The sequence below is a fragment of the Nonomuraea sp. NPDC001636 genome, assembly GCF_040298265.1.
In the GTDB taxonomy this organism is placed as follows: Bacteria; Actinomycetota; Actinomycetes; order Streptosporangiales; family Streptosporangiaceae; genus Nonomuraea.
Genome location: NZ_JBEOZT010000004.1, coordinates 369,094 through 392,870 on the forward strand (window position 1 = coordinate 369,094; position 23,777 = coordinate 392,870).

Annotated in this window: 24 protein-coding genes; 15 read left to right on the plus strand and 9 right to left on the minus strand. The window is 73.2% G+C overall.

Annotated features, from left to right (window positions below):
• Window positions 1-13: 13 nt before the first annotated feature.
• The gene (locus ABT158_RS11380) at window positions 14-1,297 is read right to left on the minus strand and encodes an FxsB family cyclophane-forming radical SAM/SPASM peptide maturase (RefSeq protein ID WP_352352656.1); all 1,284 of its coding nucleotides are present in this window, start codon (window positions 1,295-1,297) and stop codon (window positions 14-16) included.
• A 280-nt stretch (window positions 1,298-1,577) separates the two neighbouring features.
• Here ABT158_RS11380 and ABT158_RS11385 point away from each other — a divergent pair, with 280 nt between their 5' ends.
• The 5 genes from ABT158_RS11385 to ABT158_RS11405 are packed head-to-tail and all read left to right on the plus strand — an operon-like array spanning window position 1,578 to window position 6,348.
• The gene (locus tag ABT158_RS11385) at window positions 1,578-2,597 is read left to right on the plus strand and encodes an ABC transporter substrate-binding protein (protein WP_352352657.1); all 1,020 of its coding nucleotides are present in this window, start codon (window positions 1,578-1,580) and stop codon (window positions 2,595-2,597) included.
• Window positions 2,594-3,430 (plus strand): ABC transporter ATP-binding protein, encoded by an 837-nt coding sequence (locus ABT158_RS11390; protein ID WP_352352658.1) that lies wholly within the window; start codon window positions 2,594-2,596, stop codon window positions 3,428-3,430. Before ABT158_RS11385 ends, ABT158_RS11390 begins: the two co-directional genes overlap by 4 nt.
• Window positions 3,423-4,424, plus strand: a complete 1,002-nt coding sequence (locus tag ABT158_RS11395; protein WP_352352659.1) for an ABC transporter permease — start codon at window positions 3,423-3,425, stop codon at window positions 4,422-4,424. Before ABT158_RS11390 ends, ABT158_RS11395 begins: the two co-directional genes overlap by 8 nt.
• On the plus strand, window positions 4,421-5,752 hold the full coding sequence (locus ABT158_RS11400) for an LLM class flavin-dependent oxidoreductase (protein ID WP_352352660.1): 1,332 nt from the start codon (window positions 4,421-4,423) through the stop codon (window positions 5,750-5,752). The genes ABT158_RS11395 and ABT158_RS11400 overlap by 4 nt, the downstream gene beginning before the upstream one ends.
• Window positions 5,749-6,348, plus strand: coding sequence for an NADPH-dependent FMN reductase (locus tag ABT158_RS11405; RefSeq protein ID WP_352352661.1), 600 nt, complete (start codon window positions 5,749-5,751; stop codon window positions 6,346-6,348). Before ABT158_RS11400 ends, ABT158_RS11405 begins: the two co-directional genes overlap by 4 nt.
• A gap of 131 nt (window positions 6,349-6,479) precedes the next feature.
• Here the strand turns inward: ABT158_RS11405 and ABT158_RS11410 are convergent, their stop codons facing one another.
• The 3 genes from ABT158_RS11410 to ABT158_RS11420 form a co-directional block, all read right to left on the minus strand.
• The gene (locus ABT158_RS11410) at window positions 6,480-7,274 is read right to left on the minus strand and encodes an SDR family oxidoreductase (protein ID WP_352352662.1); all 795 of its coding nucleotides are present in this window, start codon (window positions 7,272-7,274) and stop codon (window positions 6,480-6,482) included.
• A 42-nt stretch (window positions 7,275-7,316) separates the two neighbouring features.
• Entirely contained in the window at window positions 7,317-9,317 is a 2,001-nt protein-coding gene (locus ABT158_RS11415) for a glycosyl hydrolase family 28-related protein (protein WP_352352663.1), read from the minus strand.
• 176 nt (window positions 9,318-9,493) lie between these two features.
• Window positions 9,494-10,273 carry a CPBP family intramembrane glutamic endopeptidase gene (locus tag ABT158_RS11420; RefSeq protein ID WP_352352664.1) on the minus strand — a complete coding sequence of 260 codons (780 nt, stop codon included), beginning with the start codon at window positions 10,271-10,273 and terminating at the stop codon, window positions 9,494-9,496.
• A gap of 117 nt (window positions 10,274-10,390) precedes the next feature.
• Here ABT158_RS11420 and ABT158_RS11425 point away from each other — a divergent pair, with 117 nt between their 5' ends.
• Window positions 10,391-11,260, plus strand: coding sequence for an NAD(P)H-binding protein (locus tag ABT158_RS11425; RefSeq protein WP_352352665.1), 870 nt, complete (start codon window positions 10,391-10,393; stop codon window positions 11,258-11,260).
• 25 nt (window positions 11,261-11,285) lie between these two features.
• Entirely contained in the window at window positions 11,286-11,672 is a 387-nt protein-coding gene (locus ABT158_RS11430; RefSeq protein ID WP_352352666.1) for a DoxX family protein, read from the plus strand.
• A gap of 4 nt (window positions 11,673-11,676) precedes the next feature.
• Here the strand turns inward: ABT158_RS11430 and ABT158_RS11435 are convergent, their stop codons facing one another.
• From ABT158_RS11435 to ABT158_RS11450, 4 genes are all read right to left on the minus strand, one after another.
• Complete coding sequence (locus ABT158_RS11435) at window positions 11,677-12,009, minus strand: putative quinol monooxygenase (RefSeq protein ID WP_352352667.1); 333 nt, start codon at window positions 12,007-12,009, stop codon at window positions 11,677-11,679.
• Window positions 12,010-12,172: 163 nt separating this feature from the next.
• The gene (locus ABT158_RS11440; RefSeq protein ID WP_352352668.1) at window positions 12,173-12,781 is read right to left on the minus strand and encodes a superoxide dismutase family protein; all 609 of its coding nucleotides are present in this window, start codon (window positions 12,779-12,781) and stop codon (window positions 12,173-12,175) included.
• Window positions 12,782-12,917: 136 nt separating this feature from the next.
• Window positions 12,918-15,116: a transglycosylase domain-containing protein gene (locus tag ABT158_RS11445; protein ID WP_352352669.1), complete on the minus strand. Its 2,199-nt coding sequence runs from the start codon at window positions 15,114-15,116 to the stop codon at window positions 12,918-12,920.
• Between the two features lie 183 nt (window positions 15,117-15,299).
• Window positions 15,300-16,463, minus strand: coding sequence for an SRPBCC family protein (locus ABT158_RS11450; RefSeq protein ID WP_352352670.1), 1,164 nt, complete (start codon window positions 16,461-16,463; stop codon window positions 15,300-15,302).
• A gap of 221 nt (window positions 16,464-16,684) precedes the next feature.
• On the opposite strand from ABT158_RS11450, the gene ABT158_RS11455 reads away from it, so the two are divergent.
• Complete coding sequence (locus tag ABT158_RS11455; protein WP_352352671.1) at window positions 16,685-17,719, plus strand: DUF6221 family protein; 1,035 nt, start codon at window positions 16,685-16,687, stop codon at window positions 17,717-17,719.
• 19 nt (window positions 17,720-17,738) lie between these two features.
• Here the strand turns inward: ABT158_RS11455 and ABT158_RS11460 are convergent, their stop codons facing one another.
• The gene (locus tag ABT158_RS11460; RefSeq protein WP_352352672.1) at window positions 17,739-18,221 is read right to left on the minus strand and encodes a proteasome activator; all 483 of its coding nucleotides are present in this window, start codon (window positions 18,219-18,221) and stop codon (window positions 17,739-17,741) included.
• A 115-nt stretch (window positions 18,222-18,336) separates the two neighbouring features.
• Between ABT158_RS11460 and ABT158_RS11465 the strand changes: the two genes are divergently transcribed.
• The 7 genes from ABT158_RS11465 to ABT158_RS11495 all read left to right on the plus strand — a co-directional run bounded on the left by ABT158_RS11465 (window position 18,337) and on the right by ABT158_RS11495 (window position 23,752).
• Window positions 18,337-18,699, plus strand: a complete 363-nt coding sequence (locus ABT158_RS11465) for a hypothetical protein (RefSeq protein ID WP_352352673.1) — start codon at window positions 18,337-18,339, stop codon at window positions 18,697-18,699.
• Between the two features lie 77 nt (window positions 18,700-18,776).
• Window positions 18,777-19,028 (plus strand): hypothetical protein, encoded by a 252-nt coding sequence (locus ABT158_RS11470; RefSeq protein ID WP_352352674.1) that lies wholly within the window; start codon window positions 18,777-18,779, stop codon window positions 19,026-19,028.
• Between the two features lie 115 nt (window positions 19,029-19,143).
• On the plus strand, window positions 19,144-19,677 hold the full coding sequence (locus ABT158_RS11475; protein WP_352324601.1) for a 2,4'-dihydroxyacetophenone dioxygenase family protein: 534 nt from the start codon (window positions 19,144-19,146) through the stop codon (window positions 19,675-19,677).
• A 36-nt stretch (window positions 19,678-19,713) separates the two neighbouring features.
• Window positions 19,714-20,955, plus strand: coding sequence for an MFS transporter (locus tag ABT158_RS11480; protein WP_352352675.1), 1,242 nt, complete (start codon window positions 19,714-19,716; stop codon window positions 20,953-20,955).
• Entirely contained in the window at window positions 20,952-22,001 is a 1,050-nt protein-coding gene (locus tag ABT158_RS11485) for a 2,3-butanediol dehydrogenase (RefSeq protein ID WP_352352676.1), read from the plus strand. The genes ABT158_RS11480 and ABT158_RS11485 overlap by 4 nt, the downstream gene beginning before the upstream one ends.
• Window positions 21,998-22,732 carry an SDR family NAD(P)-dependent oxidoreductase gene (locus tag ABT158_RS11490; protein WP_352352677.1) on the plus strand — a complete coding sequence of 245 codons (735 nt, stop codon included), beginning with the start codon at window positions 21,998-22,000 and terminating at the stop codon, window positions 22,730-22,732. Before ABT158_RS11485 ends, ABT158_RS11490 begins: the two co-directional genes overlap by 4 nt.
• Before the next feature lie 54 nt (window positions 22,733-22,786).
• Window positions 22,787-23,752, plus strand: coding sequence for a helix-turn-helix domain-containing protein (locus tag ABT158_RS11495; RefSeq protein WP_352352678.1), 966 nt, complete (start codon window positions 22,787-22,789; stop codon window positions 23,750-23,752).
• Window positions 23,753-23,777: the final 25 nt, after the last annotated feature.

Sequence of the window (23,777 nt, forward strand, 5' to 3'; positions counted from 1 at the left end):
GGCCGGGCCCCGCTCACCCCCCGGGCGCGAGGAGCTCGGGGGTGCGCGGGTCGGCTCTGGTCAGGTCGGCCACGTCTTCGGTCACGGTCCGCCGGATGTGGCTGATCAGCCGGTACAGGTCACGGCAGTAGACCGACGGGTTGCGGAACCCGCTGCCCGGACGGTACCGGTGTGGGTACAGGCCGCCGCCGCAGATCCTGGCCAGCTCGCAGGCGGCGCACTCGTCCGACAGCGCCCGCGCGCCGATCTGCCGGGCCGCGATGGAGGGCAGGAGCAGCGCCGCGTCGAAGGAGTCGCGGAAGGTGTGCAGCAGCGTGCCGGCTGCGCCGTCGTAGGCGGACTTGAGCGTGTCGACCTGTTCGATGCTGCCGTCGGTCTCGATGACCACGACCGCCACCGGCGACAGGCCGATCCCCTCGCTCCTGGACGGCCGGCCGCACACCAGCCGGATGATCTGGCTGAACATGCGGATCTGGGTCTCCCGCTCGGGCGCCCGGTACCAGCGGTCGAAGACGGCCACCAGCCAGTCGCCGTACGGCGAGCCGGTGTCCGACCAGCCGGGCGGGGGAGTCGTCCAGTTGCCGTGCGGCAGCAGGAAGTCCAGCACCGGGGGGCGGAACCGGAGCAGCGCCTCGTAGGTCGTGACCGGGTCGTTGGCCAGGTCGAGGGTGCACAGCAGGCCGCCGAACAGGTGGCGATAGGCGGGCGCCGTCAGGCGTTCGAGGCCGGCCCGCACCTGCTCGTAGCTGCCCCGGCCGGAGGCGTTGCGGCGGTGGCGGTCGTGCCCCTCCTTGTCGCCGTCGAGGCTGACGCCCACGTAGACGTTCAGGTCGGCGAACAGGCTCAGGAAGCCCTCGTTGAGCTGGACGCCGTTGGTCTGCACGCGTGCCACCAGCTCGACGCCGGACGGCAGCGCCGAGCGCAGGGCGGTCAGCGCGTAGCGCATGTGGTCGACGCCGACCAGCAGGGGCTCGCCGCCGTGCAGGATCACCTCGACGCTGTCCAGGCCGTTGGCCTCGGCGTGCTCGGCGATGCGGGCGGCCACGCGGTCGATGGTCGGCCCGGACATGCGGCGCGGCTGGCGGCGCCAGCTCTGGTCGGCCATCTCGTACATGTAGCAGTAGTCACACGCCAGGTTGCAGCGGCTGTGGAGCTTGAGTATGAACTGCCTGAACGGGGTGGGCCGCCACCCCGACTCCAGCAGTCTTCCCACATCGAGATCTGCGGGCCATTCGGCTTCGCCCACGCTGATCAGCTCCTGGGGGTGCGACGAAGCTCGGTGTCCGAGCTCGTTCATCCCCGGACCGGATTCCCGCCAGAGTAGATCATCAAACCGGGCAACTGGGGACCGTCGTTTCCGGAAGCGGGCCGTTCCCGACAGTAATTCATGTAAAGCCAGTAGGAAATGTTGACTTGGCGTCCGGGGTTCCGTAGCTTCGTACGCATGAGCCAGGGCCTCTACCTGACCCGGCGCCCGCACGTGGACCACGGCCACGTCGCCAGCGCGCAGTGTCGCTGATCACGCACCTCCGGCAGACCTCCCTCCCCCTGCGCAGTTCTCCCCAGAGGAACTCATCGTGATCAACATCAGACGTGCACTCCTCGCCGTGCTGCTCGCCACCGTGACCGCCGGCTGCGGCGCGGCCGAGGGCTCGGCGAAACCCGGCGAAACGGAGGTGAAGGAGCTTCGCTACCAGGGCAGCGCGGGCACCGTCACCTTCCCCGAACTGGCCGCGGAGCTCGGCTACCTCGGCGACGTCAAGCTCAAGTGGGTGGGCAACACCACCTCGGGGCCGCAGGACATCCAGTCCGCGGCCACCGGCCAGACCGACTTCGGCGGCGCCTTCGACGGCGCCGTCATCAAGCTCAAGGCGGCCAAGGCCCCGATCAAGGCGGTGATCGGCTACTACGGCTCGGACGAGAAGTCGTTCAGCGGCTACTACGTCAAGGACGACAGCCCGATCAGGACCGCCCGCGACCTCATCGGCAAGAAGATCGGCGTCAACACCCTCGGCGCCCACCACGAGGCCGTCATCAAGGAGTACCTCAAGCGTCAGGGGCTGACGCCGGCCGAGATCGAGCAGGTACAGCTCGTAGTCATCCCGCCGGTCAACACCGAGCAGGCGCTGCGGCAGGGGCAGCTCGACGTCGGCACGCTCGGCGGGGTCCTCAAGGACAAGGCGCTCGAACGCGGCGGGCTGCGTCCGCTGTTCACCGACGTCGAGCTGTTCGGGCCGTTCACGGCCGGGTCCGTCGTGCTGCGCGAGGACTTCATCGCCAGGAACCCCGGCACCGTCAGGACCTTCGTGGCCGGCTTCGCCAAGGCCATCGCCTGGGCGCAGACCCGCCCGCGCGAGGAGGTCGTCGCCAAGTTCGAGCAGATCATCGCCAAGCGCGGGCGCAACGAGACCACGGACGTCGTGAAGTTCTGGAAGAGCACCGGCATCGCGGGCAAGGGCGGCGTCATCGACAGCCGGGAGTTCCAGCGGTGGATCGACTGGCTCCAGCGCGAGGGCGAGATCCGTCCCGGTCAGGTCAAGGCGACCGACCTCTACACCAACGAGTTCAACCCCTACGCGAACGGGAGCGGCTCATGACCGCCACGATCAGCGAGACCGGCGTCCAGGCGAAGATCGGCATCCGGAACGTCTCCAAGGAGTTCACGGTCAGGGACGCGGGCGAGCCGTTCACCGCCCTGTCCGGGATCGACCTCGACGTCCGCGAAGGGGAGTTCCTGACGCTCGTCGGGCCGAGCGGCTGCGGCAAGTCCACCCTCCTCGACCTGGTCGCGGGCCTCACCGAGCCGACGTCGGGCCAGATCGTGGTCAACGGCGCGCCCGTCACCGGGCCCGGCCTCGACCGGGGGATCGTCTTCCAGCAGTACGCGCTGTTCCCCTGGCGGACCGCGCTGGCCAACGTGGCCTTCGGGCTGGAGGCCAAGGGCGTGCCCAGGGCCGAGCGTACGGAACGGGCGCGGCGGCACCTGGAACTGGTCGGCCTGTCCGGCTTCGAGGACCGCTACCCGCACGAACTGTCGGGCGGCATGCGCCAGCGCGTCGCCATCGCCCGCAGCCTGGCCTTCGACCCCGACGTCCTGCTGATGGACGAGCCGTTCGCCGCGCTCGACGCGCAGACCCGCGAGTCGCTCCAGGAGGAGCTGCTGCGCATCTGGCAGCACACCCGCAAGACCGTCGTGTTCATCACGCACGGCATCGACGAGGCGGTCTACCTGGGGCAACGCGTCGCCGTGATGACCTCCAGGCCGGGCCGGATCAAGGAGATCATCGAGGTGGACTTCGACTCGCGCGAGGGCGACCTGCGGGCCGACCCGCGCTTCGGCGAGTACCGGCACCACGTGTGGGGGCTGCTGCGCGACGAGGTCGCCGCGGCGCAGGTGCAGGAGCGGAAGGCGGCGATCCGGCATGACTGACGCGCGCGCCGACGAACGGACGCGTCCCGAGGGCGACGTCCACTGGTACGACCTCCCCGACGACGACCCCGACCCCGCCACCCGGGACGACCCCGCCACCCGGGACGACCCCGCCACCCGGGACGAGCCCACCGCTGTCCGGCCCACCGAGGGGGAGGACCGGAAGGCGCCACGCGGGACGAGCCGGCAGGCGGCCCCGGCCGGGACGAGCCGGAAGGCGGCGACGTGGCGGCGGGCGGCCGGGTCGGCGCGGCGGGCGGTGCGGAACTCGGCCGCGATCCTGCTGCTCCTGGCCGCCTGGGAGGTGCTGCCCCGCCTCGGCGTGGTGGACCCCGTGTTCGTGCCCCCGCTGTCGGAGAGCCTGGCCGCCGGCGCGGACCTGCTGCTCACGGGCCGGCTCCCGGAACACCTGGAGGCGTCGCTGGCGCGCTCGCTGTCCGGGTTCGGGCTGGCGATCGTGCTGGCCATCCCGCTCGGGCTGCTGATCGGCTGGTACAAGCCCGTCGCCGACTTCCTCACCCCGCTGCTGGAGGTGTTCCGCAACACCTCGCCGGTCGCGCTGCTGCCGGTCTTCACGCTCATCCTCGGCATCGGCGAGACGACGAAGGTGGCGTTCGTCCTGTACGCCTGCTCCTGGCCCATCCTGCTCAACACCGTCAGCGGCGTGAAGACCGTCGAACCCCTGCTGATCAAGTCGGCCCGGTCGATGGGCCTCGGACCGGTGCGGCTGTTCCAGAAGGTGATCCTGCCGGCCGCCGTGCCCGCCATCTTCACGGGGGTGCGCCTGGCGGGCGCGTACTCGATCCTCGTGCTGCTGTTCGCCGAGATGGTCGGCGCCAAGGCCGGGCTCGGCTACCTCATCCTCGACGCCCAGTCCAGCTTCCGCATCCCCGACATGTACGCCGGCATCATCACGATCTCCGTGGTCGGCCTGCTGTTCAACCTGCTCCTGATCGGCGTCGAGCGCCGCTTCTCCACCTGGAGGACCACGTGACGAGAAAGCTCCACCTGAACGCCTTCCTCATGGGCGTCGGCCATCACGAGGCCGCCTGGCGGCACCCCCGCACCGAGCCGAGCCGCCTGACCGACGTCCGCCACTACCAGGAGCTGGCCAGGATCGCCGAGCGCGGCAAGCTCGACTCGCTCTTCCTCGCCGACGGCGTGGCGCTGCAGGGCGACGTCCGGCACAACGCGCTCGGCGGGTTGGAGCCGCTCACGCTGCTGGCCGCGCTGGCCTCGGTGACCGACCACATCGGCCTGATCGCGACCGTCTCCACGACGTACAACGAGCCCTTCCACGTGGCGCGCAAGTTCGCCTCCCTCGACCACATCAGCGGCGGCCGGGCCGGCTGGAACATCGTCACCTCCGCCAGCGAGGCCGAGGCGCTCAACTTCGGCGTCGAACGCCCCACGCACGCCGCCCGCTACGCCAGGGCGGACGAGTTCCTGGAGGTCGTCGGCAAGCTCTGGGACAGCTGGGAGGACGACGCCATCCTGGGCGACCGCACCGGCGGCCGCTACGCCGACACCGGCAAGATCCATCCCGTCGAGCACATCGGCCGCCACTTCGCCGTCCGGGGGCCGTTGAACACCTCCCGTTCCCCGCAGGGCCGTCCGCTGCTGGTGCAGGCCGGGTCGTCGGAGGACGGCAAGGAGTTCGCCGCCCGGCACGCCGAAGCCGTCTTCACCGCCCAGCAGACCCTGGAGGAGGGCCAGGAGTTCTACAGCGACCTCAAACGACGGGTGGCCGCCCACGGCAGGCTGCCCGGCGACGTGCTCGTCCTGCCCGGCATCTCGCCGATCATCGGCTCGACCGAACGGGAGGCGCTGCACCTGGAGAAGGAGCTCGAAGACCTGATCATCCCCGCCTACGGCCTGGCCCAGCTCTCCCACCTGACCGGCATCGAGCTGACCGAGGACGACCTCGACCGCCCGCTGCCGGACGTGGCCGTCGAGACCGAGGGCGCGCAGAGCCGGCGCAAGCTCGTCATCGACCTGGCCAGGCGGGAACGCCTGACGGTCAGGCAGCTGCTCAACCGGCTGGCCGGCGGCCGCGGCCACCGCGTGGTCGCCGGGACGCCCGAGCAGATCGCCGACCAGCTCCAGGAGTGGTTCTTCACCGGGGCCGCCGACGGCTTCAACATCATGCCGCCGCTGCTCCCGTCGGGCCTGTCCGACTTCGTGGACCACGTCGTGCCGGAGCTGCAGGTCAGGGGCCTGTTCCGGTACGAGTACGAAGGCCGTACCCTCCGCGACAACTACGGCCTGACCCGGCCCGTCTCCCGGTACGCGGCCGGGCTGGCGGCGGCGGTGGCCGGATGAGCGTCGTCGCGCTGGTCGGCAACCCCCGCGAGGGCTCCAGGACGCGGACCGTGGCCGTGGAGGCCGCCGAGGCCGTCGCGCGGCGGCTCGGCCTGCCGGGCGCGCAGGACGTGATCGACCTGTCGGCGCTCGGGCCGCACCTGCTCGCCCCCGGGCCCGCGCCCGGCGTCGAGGTGGCGCTGGAGCTGGTCGCCGAGGCGCGGGTGCTGGTGGTGGCCAGCCCCACCTACAAGGGCACGTACACCGGGCTGCTGAAGGCGTTCCTCGACCGGTTGCGGCCGGAGGCGCTGGCCGGGGTGGTGGCGTTGCCGCTGCTGGTCATGGGCGATCCGAAGCACGCGCTGGCGGTCGAGGTGCACCTGCGTCCGCTGCTGGTGGAGCTGGGCGCGACCGTGCCGACGCCGGGGCTCGCGGTGCTGGAGTCGCAGCTGGCCGTGCGGGAGTCACCGCTGTCACCGCTGTCGGCGCTGGAGTCGCGGCCGCCCGCGCTGGAGTCGCGGCTGCCCGCGCTGGAGGAGCTGCTGGACCGCTGGGCGGAGCGCGTCGCGCCGCAGGTGGCCGCGGCTCTCGCCGTCGGCCATCCGGCCACCGCCTGAAGGACACCGGGCCACTGCCCGAAGGACGCCGGGCCACTGCCTGAGGGGGGCGGACCGCTGCCTGAGGGCGGCGGTGCCGCTCGCCTGCGGGCGGAGGTGCCGCGTGGGAGCGGGCGGGCGGGGGTGCGGGGTCAACGCCAGTCGCCGGACTGGAGCGCCCCCGCCGCCTGCGGTCCCATCGTGACCAGGCCGCCGTCCACGAACACCGACGACCCGGTCATGTACGAGGCGGCCGGCGAGGCCAGGAAGGCGATGACCGCGGCGACCTCCCGGGCGTCGCCCGGCCGCGGGATCGGGTACCCCGGACGGCTCCCGGCCCGCGGCGGCCGGTCCTCCTGCCCGGTCATCGGGGTGGCGATCTCGCCGGGCGCGACCGTGTTGACCGTGATGCCGTGCGCGGCCAGCTCCAGCGCCAGCACCCGGCTGAGCAGCTTCAACCCGCCCTTGGCCGCGCAGTACGGCCCCGCCCCCACCCGCGGGTACTCCTCGTGCACGCTGGTGACGTTCACGATCCGGCCGCCGCGCCCCTCGGCGACCATCCGCCGGGCCGCCCGCTGCGCGCACAGGAACGGCCCGTCCAGGTCCACCGACAGCACCGAGCGCCAGTGCCCGTAGTCCATGTCGAGCAGCGGCTCCGACGACCCGGTGCCGGCGTTGTTGACCAGCACGCCGAGCCCGCCCAGATCCCCGGCCAGCTCGTCCACGACGTGCGCGGCGCGGACTGGGTCGGTCAGGTCGTGGCGGCGCACGGCCGCCGCCTTGCCCGCGTCCCGTACCAGCGCGGCGGTCTCCCGTGCGCCGTCCTCGTCCTCGTGGTAGGTGATCCCCACGTCGAACCCGTGCTCGGCCAGCAGCACGGCGGTGGCCTTGCCGATGCCGGAGTCGGCGCCCGTGACGACGGCGACCCGGTCGTAGGTGTCGGTCATGCCGTCCTCCTGCCCCGCCCCCCGGCGCCTAACGCGGGCGTCTCACCAGGGGGCGGGGGCCGGTGGGGGGATCACCGGAGGGCGGTCGTCGCAGGTGAGGGTGTTGGGCAGGAGCCAGGGGGCGAGCCAGCCGTCGTTGCCGCCGCCGTCCGTCAGCGCGAACTCCGAGCCGGACGGGGTGAAGTGGAAGGTGCCGCAGTTGTTCACGGGGACCGCGCCCACGTTGCGGGCGTCCACGTTCTCGAAGGCGGCCGAGCCGGCGGCGCGGGCGCTGAGCACCGAGGTGCCCGTGCCGTCCACCCGGACGTCCTTGAAGCGCAGGTTCGTGATGGAGTAGAGGTCCTTGACGGGCCAGTCGGCGACCAGCATGACGGCGTTGTAGGTGTTGTCCAGGTAGTGGTCGCCGGTCACCCGGATGTCGGCGTCGATGTTCCGCTCCAGGGCGTAGAACCAGATGGCGCCGAGGCCGATCTTCCAGTTCAGCTCGTACGTGCCGGCCCGCACGGTGGTGTTGCCGGTGATGTCCAGGCGGCCGGCGAACGGCTCGGCGCCGAAGCGGGAACCGACCTGCAGGGCGCTGCCCTCGCGGACGGGGTCGGCGATCAGGTTGGCCGAGACCGTGTTGTCCGTGCCGCCGTAGATCGCGATGCCGTTGGCCAGCACCGGCGTCTGGACCGTGTTGTGGTCGAAGGTGTTGCGCGCGTCCGCCGTGCGCTCCGACCACATCGCCAGGCCGTCGTCGCCGGAGTTGCGGACGACGTTGTCCGACACGACCGTGCCGGTGACGCCGGTGTGCAGGTTGAGCCCGTCGGCGATCTGGTCGGCGATCACGTTGCCGGTGACGCGGGTGCCGCTCATCGGGCCGTCGAACCAGAGGCCGACCTTGGTGTGGTGGATGTAGAGTCCCTCGATCGTGGAGTCGCTCATCGCGCCGCCGACGCCGTTGACCTGGTCGGTGTCGACGCGCTCGCGGACGTCGCCCTCGATGGCGAACCCGGACAGGTGCACGTTGCGGCTGCCGCCGTCCGCGGCGTCCCTGCCGTAGAAGCCGACGCCGGTGTGGACGGACCCGTCGGGCGCCGGGGCGGCCAGGGCGACCTCGCGGCCCTTGATGATCGTGTACCAGCTGCCGGCGCCGGTGATCGTCACGTCGTCCACGACGATGTGCCGGTTGACCTGGTACGTGCCGGGCGGGACGTACACCTTCAGGTGGGCGCGCCGGGCGAAGGCGACGGCCCGGTCGAAGGCGGCCGACGACTCGCGGCGCCCGGACGGGTCGGCGCCGAAGGCCAGCACGCTGGCCGCGACCGGCTCGATCCGCGGCGGGGCGACGAGTTCGGAGTCGAGCAGGTCGATGACCGTCCAGGCGGCTCCGGCGCTCGCCGTCAGCCGGATCCGGTCGCCCGCCCGGTAGGTGCGCCCGAGCAGCAGGCGCTGCTCGTCGTAGAAGTGGCTGGGCCGGAACGGCTTGGCGATCGCCGGGGCCGGGGTGGTGGCGCTGGGGACGCAGGAGCACTCGGTGATCCACCAGTCGGGGTGCAGCAGGTCGGCGCCGGGGTCGTTGGTGAAGGGGTACTGGTTGTACAGCCAGGAGTACTGCGAGGTCAGCGTCATGGTGGCCCGGTGGCGGCCGTTGACCGCGACGTCGAGCGGCGCGGTGATGCCGCCGCCCGTGGGCGCGTCGGGGATGCTGTAGCGGACCGTGACGGCGTTGGCCGCGGCCGGCAGGGTGAACTCGACGTGCCGGCCGGGCGTCAGCCGGACCGCCCGCCGTCCGGACGCCTCGGCGGGCAGCGTGTACGCGGTGCGGTCGGGGCCGATGACCGTGCCGTCCGTCGAGGCGTTCTCGGCCTCCTGCTCGGCGAAGCCGACGCGCGCGCCCCGGCCGGCGACCAGGGCGGGGTCGAGGGCGGCCCTGGTGACCACGGGCCCATGTGCCGCGACGGGATGAGCGACGGCTTGAGCGGTGGCTCGCGTGGCGGCCTGCGCGGGGACGGCGAGCGAGGCGAGGGGGAGGCCGAGGGCCGCGGCGAGCACCGCCACGACCCTCCGGGATGTGCTCGTGCCTGACATCCGAAGCTCGATTCTCTCGGGGGGTGAGGTGACAGTAGGACCCCACGACCCAGCGGCACAAGGCTCCTGCGAAGGAGTTTCGGAGCTTTGTTGTCGAGCTGCAAGCGTTGATCGGTTTCTTGCGACAGTCATGCAAGTCGCTTGCGTCAGGGGAGCCAGCTCACCCGGCCGTGCAGGGCGGCGTACCCGACGAAGGCCACCACGTCGATCAGCGTGTGCGCGATCACCAGCGGCATCGCGCGCCCCCAGCGCTGGTAGAGCCGTCCGAACACCAGCCCCATGACCACGTTCCCGACGAACCCCCCGAACCCCTGATACAGGTGGTACGACCCCCGCAACACCGACGACACAGCCACCGCCCGCCACGGCCGCCAGCCCGCCTGGTCCAGCCGGTGCAGCAGATAGCCGCTGACCAGCACCTCCTCCAGCACGCCGTTCTGCGCGGCGGCCAGCAGCAGCACCGGCACCCGCCACCACACCTCGGGCAACTGCCCCGGCACCACCGTCAGGTTGACGCCCAGCGCGTGGACCACCAGGTAGAAGGCCAGCCCCGTGCCGCCGATCGCGGCGGCGAGCAGCGCGCCGCGCAACGTGTCGCGGCCCGGCTCGCGCAGGTCCACCCCGATCGTCCGCAACGACTCACCCGACCGCACCAGCAGGTACGCCACCAGCGCGACCGGCGCCACCGAGATCGCGATGTCCACGAGCTGCAACGTCAGGTCCAGCCACGGCCGCCCGGGGGCCAGCGAGCCGACCAGCACGGCGTGCTGCCCCTTCAGCTCCTTGGGCGCGGTCAGCGAGCCGATCAGCCGGACCAGCGACAACACCGCGCTGGCGCCGAGCGAGACCGACAGCACGACGAGGATCTCGGCTCTGATGAGCCTGGGGCCGAGGGCCGGACCGGGTGCGAGTGACTGGGTGTGCATGGGCCGCAGAGTAGCCGCCCAGCGCTCCGATCCGGATAAAGCACCCCTTGTCGGCGGGTCCCCGGGAACGGCTCAAGTCGATGTCACACTTCCCGTCCCGGGTTCCTCTCAGAGGGCATGAACGACATGATTCTCGTCACCGGCGCCACCGGGACGTTCGGACGCCCGCTGGTCGAACTGCTCACCGCCCGAGGGGCCAAGGTGCGCGCCGTCACCCGGTCGGCAGCCGGGGTGCGCCTGCCCGCCGGGGCCGAGGCCGTCGAGGGCGACCCGGCCCGCCCCGAGACCCTCGCCGGCCACCTGGACGGCGTCACCGCCGTCTTCCTGCACCCGCGCGCCATCGGCGACGGGGCGCCCGCCCTGCTCGCCCGCGCCGCCGAGCGCGGGGCGCGGCGGGTGGTGGCCCTGTCGGCGATGAACGTCGACGAGCCCCTCGACGAGCAGCCCTCCCGCTTCCGCGGCGACCGGAACAAGGAGGCCGAGGCCGCCGCCGTGGACAGCGGCCTGGAGTGGACCAGCCTGCGCGCCGCCTCCTTCGCCGGCAACGCCCTCCAGGCGTGGGCCCCGCAGATCCGGGCCGGGGACGTCGTCCGGTACGTGCACGCGGGCTTCCATGAGGTGCCGATCGACGAGCGGGACCTGGTCGAGATCGCCGCCAGGACGCTGCTCGGCGGGTACGCCGGACGCCGGCTCGAACTGACCGGGCCCGAGTCGCTGACCCACGCCGCGATGGTGGCCGTGCTCGGCGAGGCGATCGGCCGGCCGCTGCGCTTCGAGGAGATCCCGCCGGAGGCCGCCGAGCGGCGCCTGGTCGCGGGCGGCCTGCCGGAGCCGTTCGTCCGCGCCCTGCTGGCCCGCTACGCCAGGTACGCCACGCGCCCCCAGCACCCGGTCACCGGGGACGCGGCCGCGGTGCTCGGCCGCCCGCCCCGCACCTTCGGCGCCTGGGCCGCCGCCCACGCCCCGGCCTTCGCGCCGCAGGGCTGACCACCGAACCCGACCGGAGGATCCCGTGCCGCACTCCACCGCCTACGTCGTCACCGCGCTGGTGACGATCGCCTGCAACGCCTTCTCCGGGTTCGCCGCCATGACCCGGCTCGAACCGGTCATGCGGTCGCTCGGCCCCGCGCTCGACCGGACCGGGGTGCCGCGGTCGTGGCTGGTCTGGCCGATCGGCACGCTGAAGGCGGCCGGCGCGGCGGGGCTGACGCTCGGCCTGCTGGGCGTGCCCCTGGCCGGGACGGCGGCCGCGGCCGGGCTCGTCCTCTACTTCGTCTGCGCCCTCTACACCCACCTGCGCGTGGCCGACCGGTCGCCGCAGTTCTACCTGGCGATCGGGTTCCTCGCGCTCGCGGCCGGCACCCTGGCGCTGGATCCGGCGCTGGTGCTGCGGCCCTGAGCGGTCAGCCGCGCTCGGGGACGGCCATCTCGCCGAGCAGCGACCAGTCGTCCTGCGGGACGTTGGCGTTGACGATGCGCGGCGTCTCGGCCAGGTAGCCGGGCAGCACCTGCTGGGCCTGCTTGAAGTGCGCCGACGTCACGTGCGCGGCTCCGGCCGCGTCGTCGCGGAACGCCTCGACGAGGACGTACTCGGCCGGGTCGTCGAGGCTGCGCGACCAGTCGAACCACAGGCAGCCCGGCTCGGCGCGGGTGGCCTCGGTGAACTCGGCCGAGATCTCCGGCCAGCGGCCGGCGTGCTCCGGCAGGACGCGGAACTTCGCGGTGATGAAGATCATGACGGGAACTCCCGAGTTCGGCGGCGTTACGGCACGAGACTAGCCGCCCACCGCCGCCCGGCCACGGCGGGCCTCACGCGCGTCGCGTCGCTGCCCGGCTACGGCGGGTCTCACGCGCGTCGCGTCGCCGCCCGGCCGCGGCGGGGGCCTCACGCGCGTCGCGTCACCTGATCACGCCGCAGGCGGTGCGGCCGCCCGCGTCGCCCGTCCTGTGCGTGGCCTCGTCGGGGCCGTCGGGGGCGTAGCGGGCGGGGATGTTGGCCAGGTTGTCGGGGAGCGCGTGCACGATGACCGCGCTGCCGTCGGCGTCCGTCAGCTCGCGCAGGCCGAACCGGTCGGTGACGACCGACGCGGTGCCGGACCCGTCCTTGCCGACCAGCAGCGGCGGCAGGTCGCCCGAGTGCCCGGCGTGGACGGCGCCGCCGGCCAGGTCGAGGTGGCCGCCGGCGGTGAAGAAGGGTGAGACCTGGCCGGTCGCGGGATCGACGGCCTTGGGGTCGCACAGGCCCGTCGTGTGGATGTGGAAGCCGTGGAAGCCGGGCGTCAGGCCCTTGACCGAGACCGAGACGCGCGCCTTCCCGAACCCCTCGCGCAGGATGCTGAGCCGCCCGACCGCGACGCCGCCCGTGTCGCGGATGACCACGGGCCGCGGGTCGCCCTGGCGCGCGGCGGTGGCGTCGGCCACCGCGCTCACGCCGATGGCGGCGACCCCGGCGGCGAGCGCGAGGCAGAGCGCCAGATGTGTCCGGCCGAACGTCCGTGCCTTGGGCATGGCGGAACCGTCCCTCGTGAGGCGGAGATGTGCGGACTCATCGAGGGTACGGTCGCGCCGCGCCGCCTGTCGTATAGCTCTTGAGTCACCCGTCGGGGTTATGGACCGGGAGCCCTGGAACCGGCCGGCACGCCGCTCAGGGCGTCCTGCCCGCGCCCTGGTCGCCGAGGTCCGGCTCCCCGAGGCCGGTCTCGCCCGGGTCGGTCTCCCCGAGGCCGGGCTCGTCCGCGCCGGGACGGTCCGCGCCCCGGTCGGGACGGGCGGGCGCGCAGGCGTCGCCGCAGCCGCCGAAGCGCCCGGTGTCGATCGGCGTGAACCGCGTGGCGGGCACGCCCTTCAGCGCCGCCCTCATCGTGTCGTTCCAGATCGGCCCCGGCAGCGAGGCCCCTGCCACAAGGGCGAAGTACCGGCCGCCGATCGTGGTGTTCACCAGCTTGTACCGCTGCGAGCCGCGCGGGTCGCCGATGCTGACCGCGCCCGCCAGGTCGGGGGTGAACCCGGCGAACCACGCCGTGGCGTACCCGTCGGTGGTGCCGGTCTTGCCCGCCGCCGGGCGGCCGATGCCGCCGACGCGGCTCATCGTGCCCTTGGTGAACACGCCCGACAGGATGTGCGCGGTCGCGTCGGCGACGCCCGGGTCGAGCGCCTGGCGGCACGACGGCCGGTACGAGGTGGGCCGGCCGGTGGCGGCATCGGTGATCTTGGTGATGGCCATCGGCGCGCAGTATCTGCCCCGGGCGGCGATGGCGGCGTACGCGGTGGCCACCGTCACCGGGTCGGTCTCGTTGATGCCGAGCGTGAACGTCTCGTACTCCTGGAGCTCGCGGCCGTCGGCGCGGGCGATGCCGAGCGACCTGGCCGTCTCCACCGTCCGGCACAGCCCCACCCGCTGCTCCAGCGCCATGAAGAAGGTGTTCACCGAGCCCCACGTGCCGGTCCGCAGCGTCTTGAAACCGGGGGAGCCCTCGTCGTTGGTGACCGTCCAGGACGGGTCGCCGACGCCGGCGCCGGCGCAGTTCTTGAAGGCGGCGGTGGAGGGGGCGTTGTAGCCGTTGCCCACGGTGATGCCGTCGTCCACCTTCATGCCCTGCTTGAGCGCCTCGACCAGGGTGAACGTCTTGAACGTCGAGCCTGCCTGGAAGCCGATCAGACCGCCGTGCCGCGCGTCGGCCACCGCGTTGAAGGAGATCTGCTTCTTCCTGGCCGAGGAGCCGTAGCCGCGGCTGGCGGCCATGGCCCTGATCGCGCCGGTGCCGGGCTCGACCAGCGCCTCGGCGGCCAGGGCGTCGTCGGTGGCGTCGACGTGCCGCCTGATCGCCCGGTCCGCGGCGGCCTGGGCCTTGGGGTCGAGCGTGGTGTAGATCTTCAGGCCGCCCTGCGCGAAGGCGCGTTCCCTGGCCCGCCGCGTGCCGCCGAAGGCGGGGTCGGCCAGCAGCTCGTGCCGGACGTACTCGCAGAAGTACGGATGATCGCTGTCGCCGCAGCCGTTGGGCAGCCGGACGTCCTTGAACCCCAGCTTCCTCGCCTTGGCCGCGGCCGCCTGCTCCGGCGTGATCCGGCCCAGCTCGGCCATCCGGTCGAGCACCACGTTCCGCCGGGCCAGCAGCAGCGCGCGGGCCTTCCTGCCGCGGCTGGGGTCGGTCGTGTTCGGGTCCTGCACGGCGCCCGCCAGCGTGGCGGCCTGGGCCAGGTCCAGCCGGGACGCCGGGACGCCGAAGAACCGCCTGGCCGCGGCCTGCACGCCGTTGGCCCCCGCGCCGAAGTAGGCGATGTTGAGGTAGCGGCGCAGGATCTCGTCCTTGCCGTACTTCTGCTCGACGCCCATCGCGTAGCGCAGCTCCTTGAGCTTGCGGGCGTAGCTGGCCTCCAGGGCCTTGTTCTTGTCCTGCTCGGTGCCGGCCGCGTTGAGCAGCACCTGCTTGACGTACTGCTGGGTGATGCTGGAACCGCCCTGGCTGAGCCGGTCGGAGCTGAGGTTCTTGACCAGGGCGCGCAGCGTGCCCTCCAGGTCGATCGCGCCGTGCTGGTAGAACCGGTCGTCCTCGATGGCGACGACCGCCGTCCGCATCACCTCGGAGATCTGGTCCAGGCGGACGATCTCGCGGTTCTGGTCGTAGAAGCGGGCGATCACGTTGCCGCGGGCGTCGTACACGGTGGAGGTCTGCGCCAGGGGCGGCTCGGCCAGCGCCACCGGCTTGAGGTTCAGCTGCTCGGTGGCGGAGACGACCAGCGTGCCGGTGCCGCCGACGGCGGGCAGCGTGATCGCGGCCGTCAGCAGCCCGGCCGACATCGCCGCGACCGTGAGCCGGGCGACGTTCGACAGGCGATTGGGCATGCGGGAGCACCTCCGGGCGGGAACAGGGGCGAGCCCGGACATGACAGCACAGGACGAAACGCGGCGTCCAAGACCGATATCAGCCATCCGGTGATATCGGGATCGATATCACGCCAGCGTATCGGCCACGCGCGAACCTCCGTCGCGCGTGGCCGTCCGGCGGCCGGAGAGCGGCCGGGGAGGTCAGAGCAGGGACGGCGCGACCGGCTGCACCTGGTTCTCGACGTGCTCCTTCAGCCGCACCAGATCCTGCCGCAGCTTGCGCGCGGGATGCGCGCCGAGCAGCCCGGCGATGGCGTGCCCGGCCGCCCCCGCGATGGGGTTGTAGCACAGGTGCACCTGGACGCGCGTCCGGCCGTCGGCCTGGGCGTCCACGCGCAGCACGCCGGTGTGGGCGATGAGTTCGCCGTCGCCGGACTTCCAGGCGATCTCCGCGCCCTCCTCGCGCTTGGTCTCGGTGGCCGTGAAGCGGATGCGCGTCCCGGCCGGGCCCCTGATCACCCAGTGGGAGCGCAGCTCGTCGGCCGACAGCCGGACCTCCTCGACGTCCGGCATGAAGCGCGGGAACAGCGAGTAGTCGCTCACCAGCGGCCACACGGCCGCCACCGGCGCCGCGATCGAGACGGCCGCGTTGACGTCGATCGCCTCGCGACCGGCGTTGACGCCGGTGAGGCGGCGCAGCGGCAGGTTCGTCGCCGCCCGCACGGCCAGCGCGGACGCGGCGCAGCGGGTCAGCCAGGACAGCGGCCTCGGCAGCTTGCCGGTGACCGCCCAGATCGAGGCCGCCGCCCCGCCCGCGACCAGCCTGGCCGAGGGCGACCAGCGCTGCTGCAGCAGCTCCGGCACCGCCTTGCGGCGGCGGCCCTGGCCCTGCAGCCGGGGCGCGTCGGTGCCGTCCCTGTGCACGTGCCAGTTGGTCTCCACCCGCTTGACGCCCGGGATGCGGCGCACCTTCTGGCGGGCGCGCTCGTCCTCGCCCGCGAGCACGTCGCCGGAGAGCGTCACGACGCGCTCGTGCACGTCGACCTCGACGGCGTGCGGGTGGCTGATGTGGCGGCCCAGTTCGGCGCGTACGCGTTCGTGCAGGACGCGGTCGTCGGCGGTGCCGCCGGTCAGGCGGTACCGGGCCGCCGCGGCCGACCCGCGGCCCCTGTTGGACAGGTCGCGGCCGAGCACGCCCAGGCCGTCGCGCACCTCGTGGGTGGCGTGCGAGCCCTTGTCCCGCACGCGGGCGCGGCGCGACCGGCCCCGGTCCGGATCCAGCAGGTACGTCACCGCGGCCCCGGCGCAGGCGCCGAGCACGGCCGCGACGACCGGGTGCGACCGGCTTCGCGACTCCGTGTGCACGATCTGGATGCGCCGCGGAGCCGGTTGCCGCGATTCCCCGTTGAAGGAGCTGATGCCCCGAAAAGCAGTCGTGCGCATGACCACAATCCCCCTCGCTCGCACTTCCCGCTGGCCGTGGCCTACCCCGCAGGTCACAGCGCTAACGGAGGGCCGTCCGGAGGCGTTGGTCGCCCGCGATACCGGGCAGAAAGCACGATAGGGGATTTAAGGGGAGTTCTGGCATGGAGAGCACGGTTCGCACCGCGACGCAGGCGTTCTGGATCGACGCCGGGCACGGCGGGACGCAGGAGCACTACGGCGAACAGCTGCGCAGGTGGCGGCACGCGTTCGCGGCCACGGGCGGGGAGCCGGGGGCGAGCGGCGTCACGCTGGACCCGCTGCACTTCGCGCTGGCCGCCTGGGAGGTCGCCACCCGGCCGGTCGCCGACTCGCCGTACGTGCGCACCCACCCCCGGGTCCTGGACGCGGCCTGCCACCGGGCCGAGGACGGCCGCGACCCGCTGGCCGTGGTCGAGCTCGCCGCGCCGCCGCCCGTCCCGCTGCCGGACGGCTGGTCGAGCTGGCGGCGCCAGGGCGAGCAGCCGTACGCGGCCGGCGCGGAGAGCACGCCGACCGCCCTGAGCACGCTGGAGCTGCGCATCCCCCTGTCCGGCGACCGGCTGCCGACGCCCACCCGGCCGCGCGCCGAGGGCCTGCCCAACCTGGACGACGCCCAGGCATCACTGGAGGCGTTCGTCGCCGAGCTGAACGCGGCGGTCACCCCGTTCCTGCGCGAGCTGGAGGGCGCCGAGGGCGCGCCCGACACCGGCGGCGCCACGCTGGTCCAGTGGCTGCGCACGCAGATCGAGGCCGACAAGGCCACCGCGGAGGCGGCGGGCGCCGGACCCTGGCGCTACCTCACGGCCACCGGCTCGGCCGCCGCCCCGGTACGCCAGGGCGCGGGCGGCGCGCGGCGGCTGGAGTTCGGCGGCGGACGGACGGTCACCCGCGTCGGCTTCCACGACGACGACCTGCTCCACCCGGTCGAGGCGATCCACATCGCCCTGCACGACCCGGCCGACGCGATCGCCCGCTGCGGCGCCGAACTGGCGTTGCTGAACGAGCACACCCCGCCGCTGTCGGCCGGGGACGCCGGGGCCGCCGGCTGCCCGCTGTGCGGCGAGGCCGCCGGCTCCCCCTGCCAGACCCTGCGCCACCTGGCCTACGGCTACCGCCTGCGCCCCGGCTGGCGGCCCGAATGGAGCCCCTCCCGCTGACCGCTCCCGGCTCCGGTGTCTACATGTAGTTGCCGTCGCCCTGGGCGCGGACGCCGTCGGGGCGGGGCAGGGCGGCGCGGCCGGCGTGCAGGCCGAGCTGCTGCTGGCGGGCGGCGGCCTGCTGGAGCTGGAGCCCGGCCTGGATGCCCTGGAAGACGCCCTCCAGCCAGCCCACGAGCTGCCCCTGCATGACCCGGATCTCCATCTCCGTCGGCGTCCCGCCGTTCGGGGTGGGCCGCAGGCGCTCCAGCTCGTCGCGCAGCTCGGGCGCGACCGCCCCGGCGACCTCCTGGATGGCCTGCTCGTAGATGCGGTGCATGCGCTCCCTGGCGCGCTCCTCCAGGTGCACCCCCTTGGCCTCCTCCAGCAGGCTGCGGGCCATCGCGCTCACGCGGAGCAGCCGGGCGGGCTCCTCGACGCTCTCGATGTCCGTCCTCACGGCATCGCGCAGGGTGTGCTCGCGCTGCTCGTCCCCCGATGCTGGATGCGGCGTCGTCGTCATGTCCTCAGTCCTCGTTCACGCAGGTGAGCGGCTCGCTACCGCCAGCAACAGCTCTTCCCGGTGCCCCGCCGTTCACTCGTGGGTGCGGCCGGAATCCTGGGTAGGGGTCACCCTCATGAACCGGCGAGACGACGATCCCGAGGACGAGTTCTTCGCTCCGGTGCTGCGCGAGCCGCCGCCACCGGAGGAGATCAGCCGCTCAGGGGTGGTGAGCGACACCGGCGTGCCCGGCGTGCACGGCGGCGGCGAGGGGCACTGGCCGCGGAAGCCGCCGCCGTCGACCGCGCTCGGCCTGCGCCTGCTGGCCGCCGCGCTGCTGCTGCTCGCCGGGGTCGTGCTGGCGGTGCTCGCGGTGCTGGCCGGACGGCTGCCGCTGGCGCTGCCGCCGGCGATCCTGGCGGTGGCCGCCGCCGCGTACCTGGTGGTGTTCGCGCGGCGGCGCGCCCGCGACGACGGCGGCCCGCCCACCTTCGGCTAGCGCGACGCCGGGGCGGTTACCTGGGGTTTCGGACCGTCTGTGGGGGTACACGCCCGCTGAGGGGAAGAGGAGCCGTGATGTCTCTCATCGACCGTGACTGTGTCCGCAGGCTGCTGGAGTCGGAGCACGCCGACGCGACGCTCGTGTTCGTCCGGGGCGACTGCGTCGTGCTGCGGGCCGCGGAGATCGACGACGCCCACCGGGGGCTGGTGATAGCCAGCCGCGAGGACGTCATGGCCCAGCTCCCCGACGGCGCCGCGACGGACGGGCAGGCCCTGGACGACCTCGCCGTGCGGCTGGACAACGTGGTGCGCGACCTCGGCGCCTGACCGCGGCGCGGCCGCATGTCCTGAATCTGCAAGCCGCCACGTCCACCTGGGGAAAGACGGTGTCGGTCCCGCCGGGATTCACTGCCGGGAACACGACACGAAAGGGGCCGTTCAGATGCCCGACAACCCCACCGGCGAGTTCTGGAAGGACCTGCGGCCGATCGAGAACTCCTTCCGGCCGGACGCGCTGCCCGAGGTGTACCTGTCCAAGGTGGCCACCGACGACGACCGGTACTACGTGCCGTTCACCGAGACCGTCGGCTCCCGGCCGCTGTGGATCAACGTCAAGGACAACAGCTGGGCCGACATCCTGCGGGCCAAGGAGGCCGGGCTGGTCAACCGGCACTACCACCCGCACGAGGTGTTCGCGTACACGATCTCCGGCAAGTGGGGCTACCTGGAACGCCCCTGGACGGCCACCGCGGGCGACTTCGTCTACGAGGCCCCGGGCGAGGGCCACACGCTGGTCGCCTACGACAGCGGCGAGCCGATGAAGACGTTCTTCATCGTCAAGGGCCCGCTGGTCTGGCTGGACGAGAACGGCGACCCCGACGGCTTCTTCGACGTGCACGACTACATCAAGATGTGCCGCGAGCACTACGAGAAGGTCGGCATCGGCGCCGACTACGTCAACTCCCTGTTCCGCTGACCGCCGCCCCGCCGCATCCCCCGAAATGAGTGCGTCATGACCGACCTCGCGGCCGCGCCGGACACCAGGGCCGCCGACCGGTACGAGAACCGCCTTCTCGTCATCCTCTTCCTGTCCTTCGGCTTCGTCTTCTTCGACCGGCAGGCGCTGTCGTTCCTGGCGCCGTACATGGACCAGGACTTCGGCCTGTCCAACGCCGAACTGGGCACGCTGTCCGGCGTGCTCGCGCTCACCTGGGCGCTGGCCGGGATGTTCGCCGGCCGCCTGTCCGACGCGCTCGGCAGGCGCAAGCCCATCCTGGTCGTGGCCGTGGTGCTGTTCTCGCTGTTCTCGGCCTCCTCCGGGCTGATGGGCGGGTTCGCCGGGCTGCTGGCCGCCCGCGCGCTGATGGGCACGGCCGAGGGCGCCGTGCTGCCGATGGCGCAGTCGCTCATGGTCGAGGCCAGCCGGGAACGCCGCCGGGGCTTCAACATGGGCCTGCTGCAGGGCTCGTCGGCCGGGCTGCTCGGCGGCATCCTCGCGCCGCTGGTCGTGGTGTGGATCGCCGAGACCTACGACTGGCGGGTCGCCTTCTACGTCACGATCGTGCCGGGCCTGGTGATGGCGCTGCTGATCGCGAAGTTCGTCCGCGAGCGGTCGCCGCGGACGGCGGCCGAGGCGCCCGCCAAGGAGCCGCGGGTGCCGCTGGGCGAGGTGCTGAAGCTGCGCAACATCGTCGTCTGCATGCTCATCGCCTGCTGCTACCTGACCTGGTTCGTCACCATCATCACCTTCACGCCGACGTACCTGACCCAGGTGAAGGGCTTCGGGCCGGGCACGATGAGCGGCGTCATGACGTGCCTGGGCGTGGCCTGGGTGCTCTGGGGCTTCGCCACCCCGGCCATCTCCGACCGGCTGGGACGCAAGCCCGCGCTGATCGGCTTCACCGCGCTCGCGGTGTTCTGCCCGCTGGCCGTGGTCTACGTCGAGAGCCCCGTGCTGCTCGGCGCGATCATGATCGTCACCTACACCGGGCTCGGCTGCTTCACGCTGTTCATGGCCACCATCCCGGCCGAGACCGTGCCGCGCGGCGCGCTGGCCACCGCGCTCGGCGTGATCATGGGTGTGGGCGAGCTGGCGGGCGGCTTCCTGGGCCCGATGGTCGCCGGTTGGGCCTCCGACCAGTGGGGGTTGCAGGCCGCGATGTTCATCGCCGCCGGCGGTGCGCTGGTCGTGGTGGGGCTCGCCTTCGCCCTGAAGGAGACGGCCCCCGCCGTGCTGCGCAGGGCGGCCGCGTGAGGGCCGCGGTCTGGCACGGGGCCAAGGACGTGCGGGTCGAGGACGTCCCCGTGCGCGAGCCCGGCCCCGGCGAGGCGGCGATCGCGGTGGCGTACTGCGGGATCTGCGGCAGCGACCTGCACGAGTACGCCGACGGCCCGCACGCGATCCCCGTGGGCGAGCCGCATCCGGAGTCCGGCGTGCGCGCGCCGATCGTCCTCGGCCACGAGTTCTGCGGCACGGTCACCGGCCTCGGCGCCGGCGTGACCGGCCTGGCCGTGGGCGACCGGGTCGCGGTGGAGCCGCACTACCGGTGCGGGAACTGCCCGCGCTGCCTGGCGGGGGAGTACAACATCTGCCGCCATTTCGGGTTCGCCGGGCTGATGGGGCACGGCGGGCTGGCCGAACGGGCGACGGTGCCCGCGTACATGCTGCACCGGCTGCCCGAGTCGGTGCCGCTGGAGCAGGCGGCGGTGTTCGAGCCCGCGGCCGTCGCCCTGCACGCGGTGCGGCGGGCCGGGATCCGCGCCGGCGACACCGTCGCGGTCCTCGGGCTCGGCCCGATCGGGCTGCTCGTGGCCCGCTTGGCGGCGCGGGCCGGCGCGGGCCGCGTGGTGGCCGCCGACCGCTCGCCCGCCCGCCTGGAGCTGGCCCGCCGTCTCGGCGTCGAGACGGCGACGGGCGACGGGCTGGCCGCGGCGGTCGGCGGGGAGGGCGCGGACGTCGTCTTCGAGGCCGTCGGCTCGGAGGGCACGCTGCGCGCCTGCCTGGCCGCCACCAGACGCGGCGGCCGGGTGGTGTTCCTCGGGCTGACCGGCACGGTCTCCCTCGACGCCTTCGCCCTGGTCAACAACGAGCAGACGATCGTGACCAGCGTCGGCTACCGCGACGCCTACCCGGAGCTGATCCGCATGGTCGCCGAGGAGGGCGTGGACCTGGCCGCGATCGTCACCGCGACCATCCCGCTGGAGCACGTGGTCCCCGACGGGTTCGAGGCGCTGCTGCGCGGCGAGGACCAGGTCAAGGTGCTGGTACGACCCGCTCAGGACGGAGGGCGGCTCCGGTGACCGACGGACTCGCCCCAGGGCTGTTCACCGGGCGGCACGCGTTCGTGACCGGCGGCACGTCCGGCATCGGCGCGGCGACCGCCGTGCTCCTCGCCGAGCTGGGCGCCGCCGTGACCGCGCTCGGCCTGCCGCCCGCCGACCCGGCCGAGCTGCCCGCGCACCCGCTGGTCCGGGTGGTGGAGCACGACGTGCTCGACCGGGGCGGCCTGGCCCGCCTGCTGTCGGCCGGCGACCCGCTCGACGCGCTGGTCAACTGCGCGGGCGTCAGCCACGACCGCGAGGAGTACGACCTGGCCCGCTGGCAGCGCGTCATCGAGGTCAACCTGACCGCCACCATGGTCGCCTGCCAGGCCGCCCGCCCGGCACTGGCCGAGCACGGCGGCGCGATCGTGAACGTCTCCTCCATGTTCGCCTTCTCCGGCAGCAGGGACCGGCCCGCCTACAGCGCCAGCAAGGGCGGCGTCTCCCAGCTCACCAAGTCGCTGGCGGCCGAGTACGCCGCCGACGGCATCAGGGTCAACGCCGTCGCCCCCGGCTTCGTGGTCACCCCGCTGGCCCGCGGCGTGCTCGACGACCCGCCGGCCCTGGCGCAGGTGCTGGCCCGCATCCCCGGCGGGCGGCTGGGCAGGCCGCGCGAGGTCGCCTCGGTGGTGGCGTTCCTGTGCTCGCCGGCCGCGTCGTACGTCACCGGGGCGGTCGTCCCCGTGGACGGAGGCTATCTGGCTGTGTGACATCTCACTTAAGCTGTGTGTCCCCTGACCGGCACGAACGCGAGGAGGGTCGCCTTGTCCGCCGTCTCCGTGATCTCCCAGGCCACGACCGAGCACGTCGAACCCGCCGAGCGCATCCACTTCTGGGAGGACTACAACCGCAGGGCGCTGGTGGGCCTGTCGTGCACGTCGTACTCCGAGCACGGCCTGCTGGCCAGGCAGACCAACATCGAGCTGGCCGGGCTGCGGCTGGCCGAGATCGCCGGGAACGCCCACGCGATCGAGCGCAGCCCGCAGACCGTCAGGTCCACGCCGAAGGACTCGGTGTTCGCGACCCTGCTGCTCAAGGGCGAGGCGGTGTTCCTGCACGAGCACGGCTGCCTGGCCGCCACGGCGGGCGAGCTGGTCGTCTACGACACGCGCCGGCCGTACCTGTTCGGGTTCTCCTCCTCGATGCGGCAGATCCTGGTGGACGTCCCGCGCGAGCTGTTCGCGCAGGCGTGCGTGGCGGGCGGGCTGCCGGGGCCGATGGTGTTCGGCAGGGCGACGGCGCGGGAGGGCGTGCTCGTGGCCGCGCTGCGCTCGATGATCGGCGGTCTGGCCGCCCTGCGCTCCGCGCCCGACCCGGCCGAGGCCGAGCGGGCCGTGCTCGACCTGCTCAGGCAGCTCGCCGAGGAGCGTACGGGCGGGCGTCCGGGGCCGGACGCCTACCGGTCGCAGCTCATCGTCGCCGAGGACTACATCGACCGGCACCTGCACGACCCCTGCCTGGGGGCGGCGCAGGTGGCCGGGGTCATGGGCATCTCCGTGCGGCACCTGGCGCGCATCTTCGAGTCCACCGGCCGCTCGCCGGCCCGGCACATCGTGGAGCGGCGGCTGGTCCGGGCGCACGCCGAGCTGACCGGGCCGCACGCACGGGAGACCACGATCGCCGACGTGGCCCACCGGTGGGGCTTCTCCAGCCAGGCCCACTTCGCCCGCCTCTTCCGCGCCCGGTACGGCCTGACCCCGAGCGAGGCCCGCGCCGAGGCCACCCGGTAGCCGGCAGGCCCGCCAGGGGGGCCGG

What these genes read in the sequence shown, in the direction of transcription:
- ABT158_RS11440 (WP_352352668.1), bottom strand. Translation starts at nt 12,781, where the DNA reads ATGCCCAAGGCACGGACGTTCGGCCGGACACATCTGGCGCTCTGCCTC.
- ABT158_RS11470 (WP_352352674.1), top strand. Translation starts at nt 18,777, where the DNA reads ATGTCTCTCATCGACCGTGACTGTGTCCGCAGGCTGCTGGAGTCGGAG.
- ABT158_RS11445 (WP_352352669.1), bottom strand. Translation starts at nt 15,116, where the DNA reads ATGCCCAATCGCCTGTCGAACGTCGCCCGGCTCACGGTCGCGGCGATG.
- ABT158_RS11410 (WP_352352662.1), bottom strand. Translation starts at nt 7,274, where the DNA reads ATGACCGACACCTACGACCGGGTCGCCGTCGTCACGGGCGCCGACTCC.
- ABT158_RS11475 (WP_352324601.1), top strand. Translation starts at nt 19,144, where the DNA reads ATGCCCGACAACCCCACCGGCGAGTTCTGGAAGGACCTGCGGCCGATC.
- ABT158_RS11455 (WP_352352671.1), top strand. Translation starts at nt 16,685, where the DNA reads ATGGAGAGCACGGTTCGCACCGCGACGCAGGCGTTCTGGATCGACGCC.
- ABT158_RS11420 (WP_352352664.1), bottom strand. Translation starts at nt 10,273, where the DNA reads ATGCACACCCAGTCACTCGCACCCGGTCCGGCCCTCGGCCCCAGGCTC.
- ABT158_RS11425 (WP_352352665.1), top strand. Translation starts at nt 10,391, where the DNA reads ATGAACGACATGATTCTCGTCACCGGCGCCACCGGGACGTTCGGACGC.
- ABT158_RS11395 (WP_352352659.1), top strand. Translation starts at nt 3,423, where the DNA reads ATGACTGACGCGCGCGCCGACGAACGGACGCGTCCCGAGGGCGACGTC.
- ABT158_RS11405 (WP_352352661.1), top strand. Translation starts at nt 5,749, where the DNA reads ATGAGCGTCGTCGCGCTGGTCGGCAACCCCCGCGAGGGCTCCAGGACG.
- ABT158_RS11465 (WP_352352673.1), top strand. Translation starts at nt 18,337, where the DNA reads ATGAACCGGCGAGACGACGATCCCGAGGACGAGTTCTTCGCTCCGGTG.
- ABT158_RS11460 (WP_352352672.1), bottom strand. Translation starts at nt 18,221, where the DNA reads ATGACGACGACGCCGCATCCAGCATCGGGGGACGAGCAGCGCGAGCAC.
- ABT158_RS11380 (WP_352352656.1), bottom strand. Translation starts at nt 1,297, where the DNA reads ATGAACGAGCTCGGACACCGAGCTTCGTCGCACCCCCAGGAGCTGATC.
- ABT158_RS11390 (WP_352352658.1), top strand. Translation starts at nt 2,594, where the DNA reads ATGACCGCCACGATCAGCGAGACCGGCGTCCAGGCGAAGATCGGCATC.
- ABT158_RS11480 (WP_352352675.1), top strand. Translation starts at nt 19,714, where the DNA reads ATGACCGACCTCGCGGCCGCGCCGGACACCAGGGCCGCCGACCGGTAC.
- ABT158_RS11435 (WP_352352667.1), bottom strand. Translation starts at nt 12,009, where the DNA reads ATGATCTTCATCACCGCGAAGTTCCGCGTCCTGCCGGAGCACGCCGGC.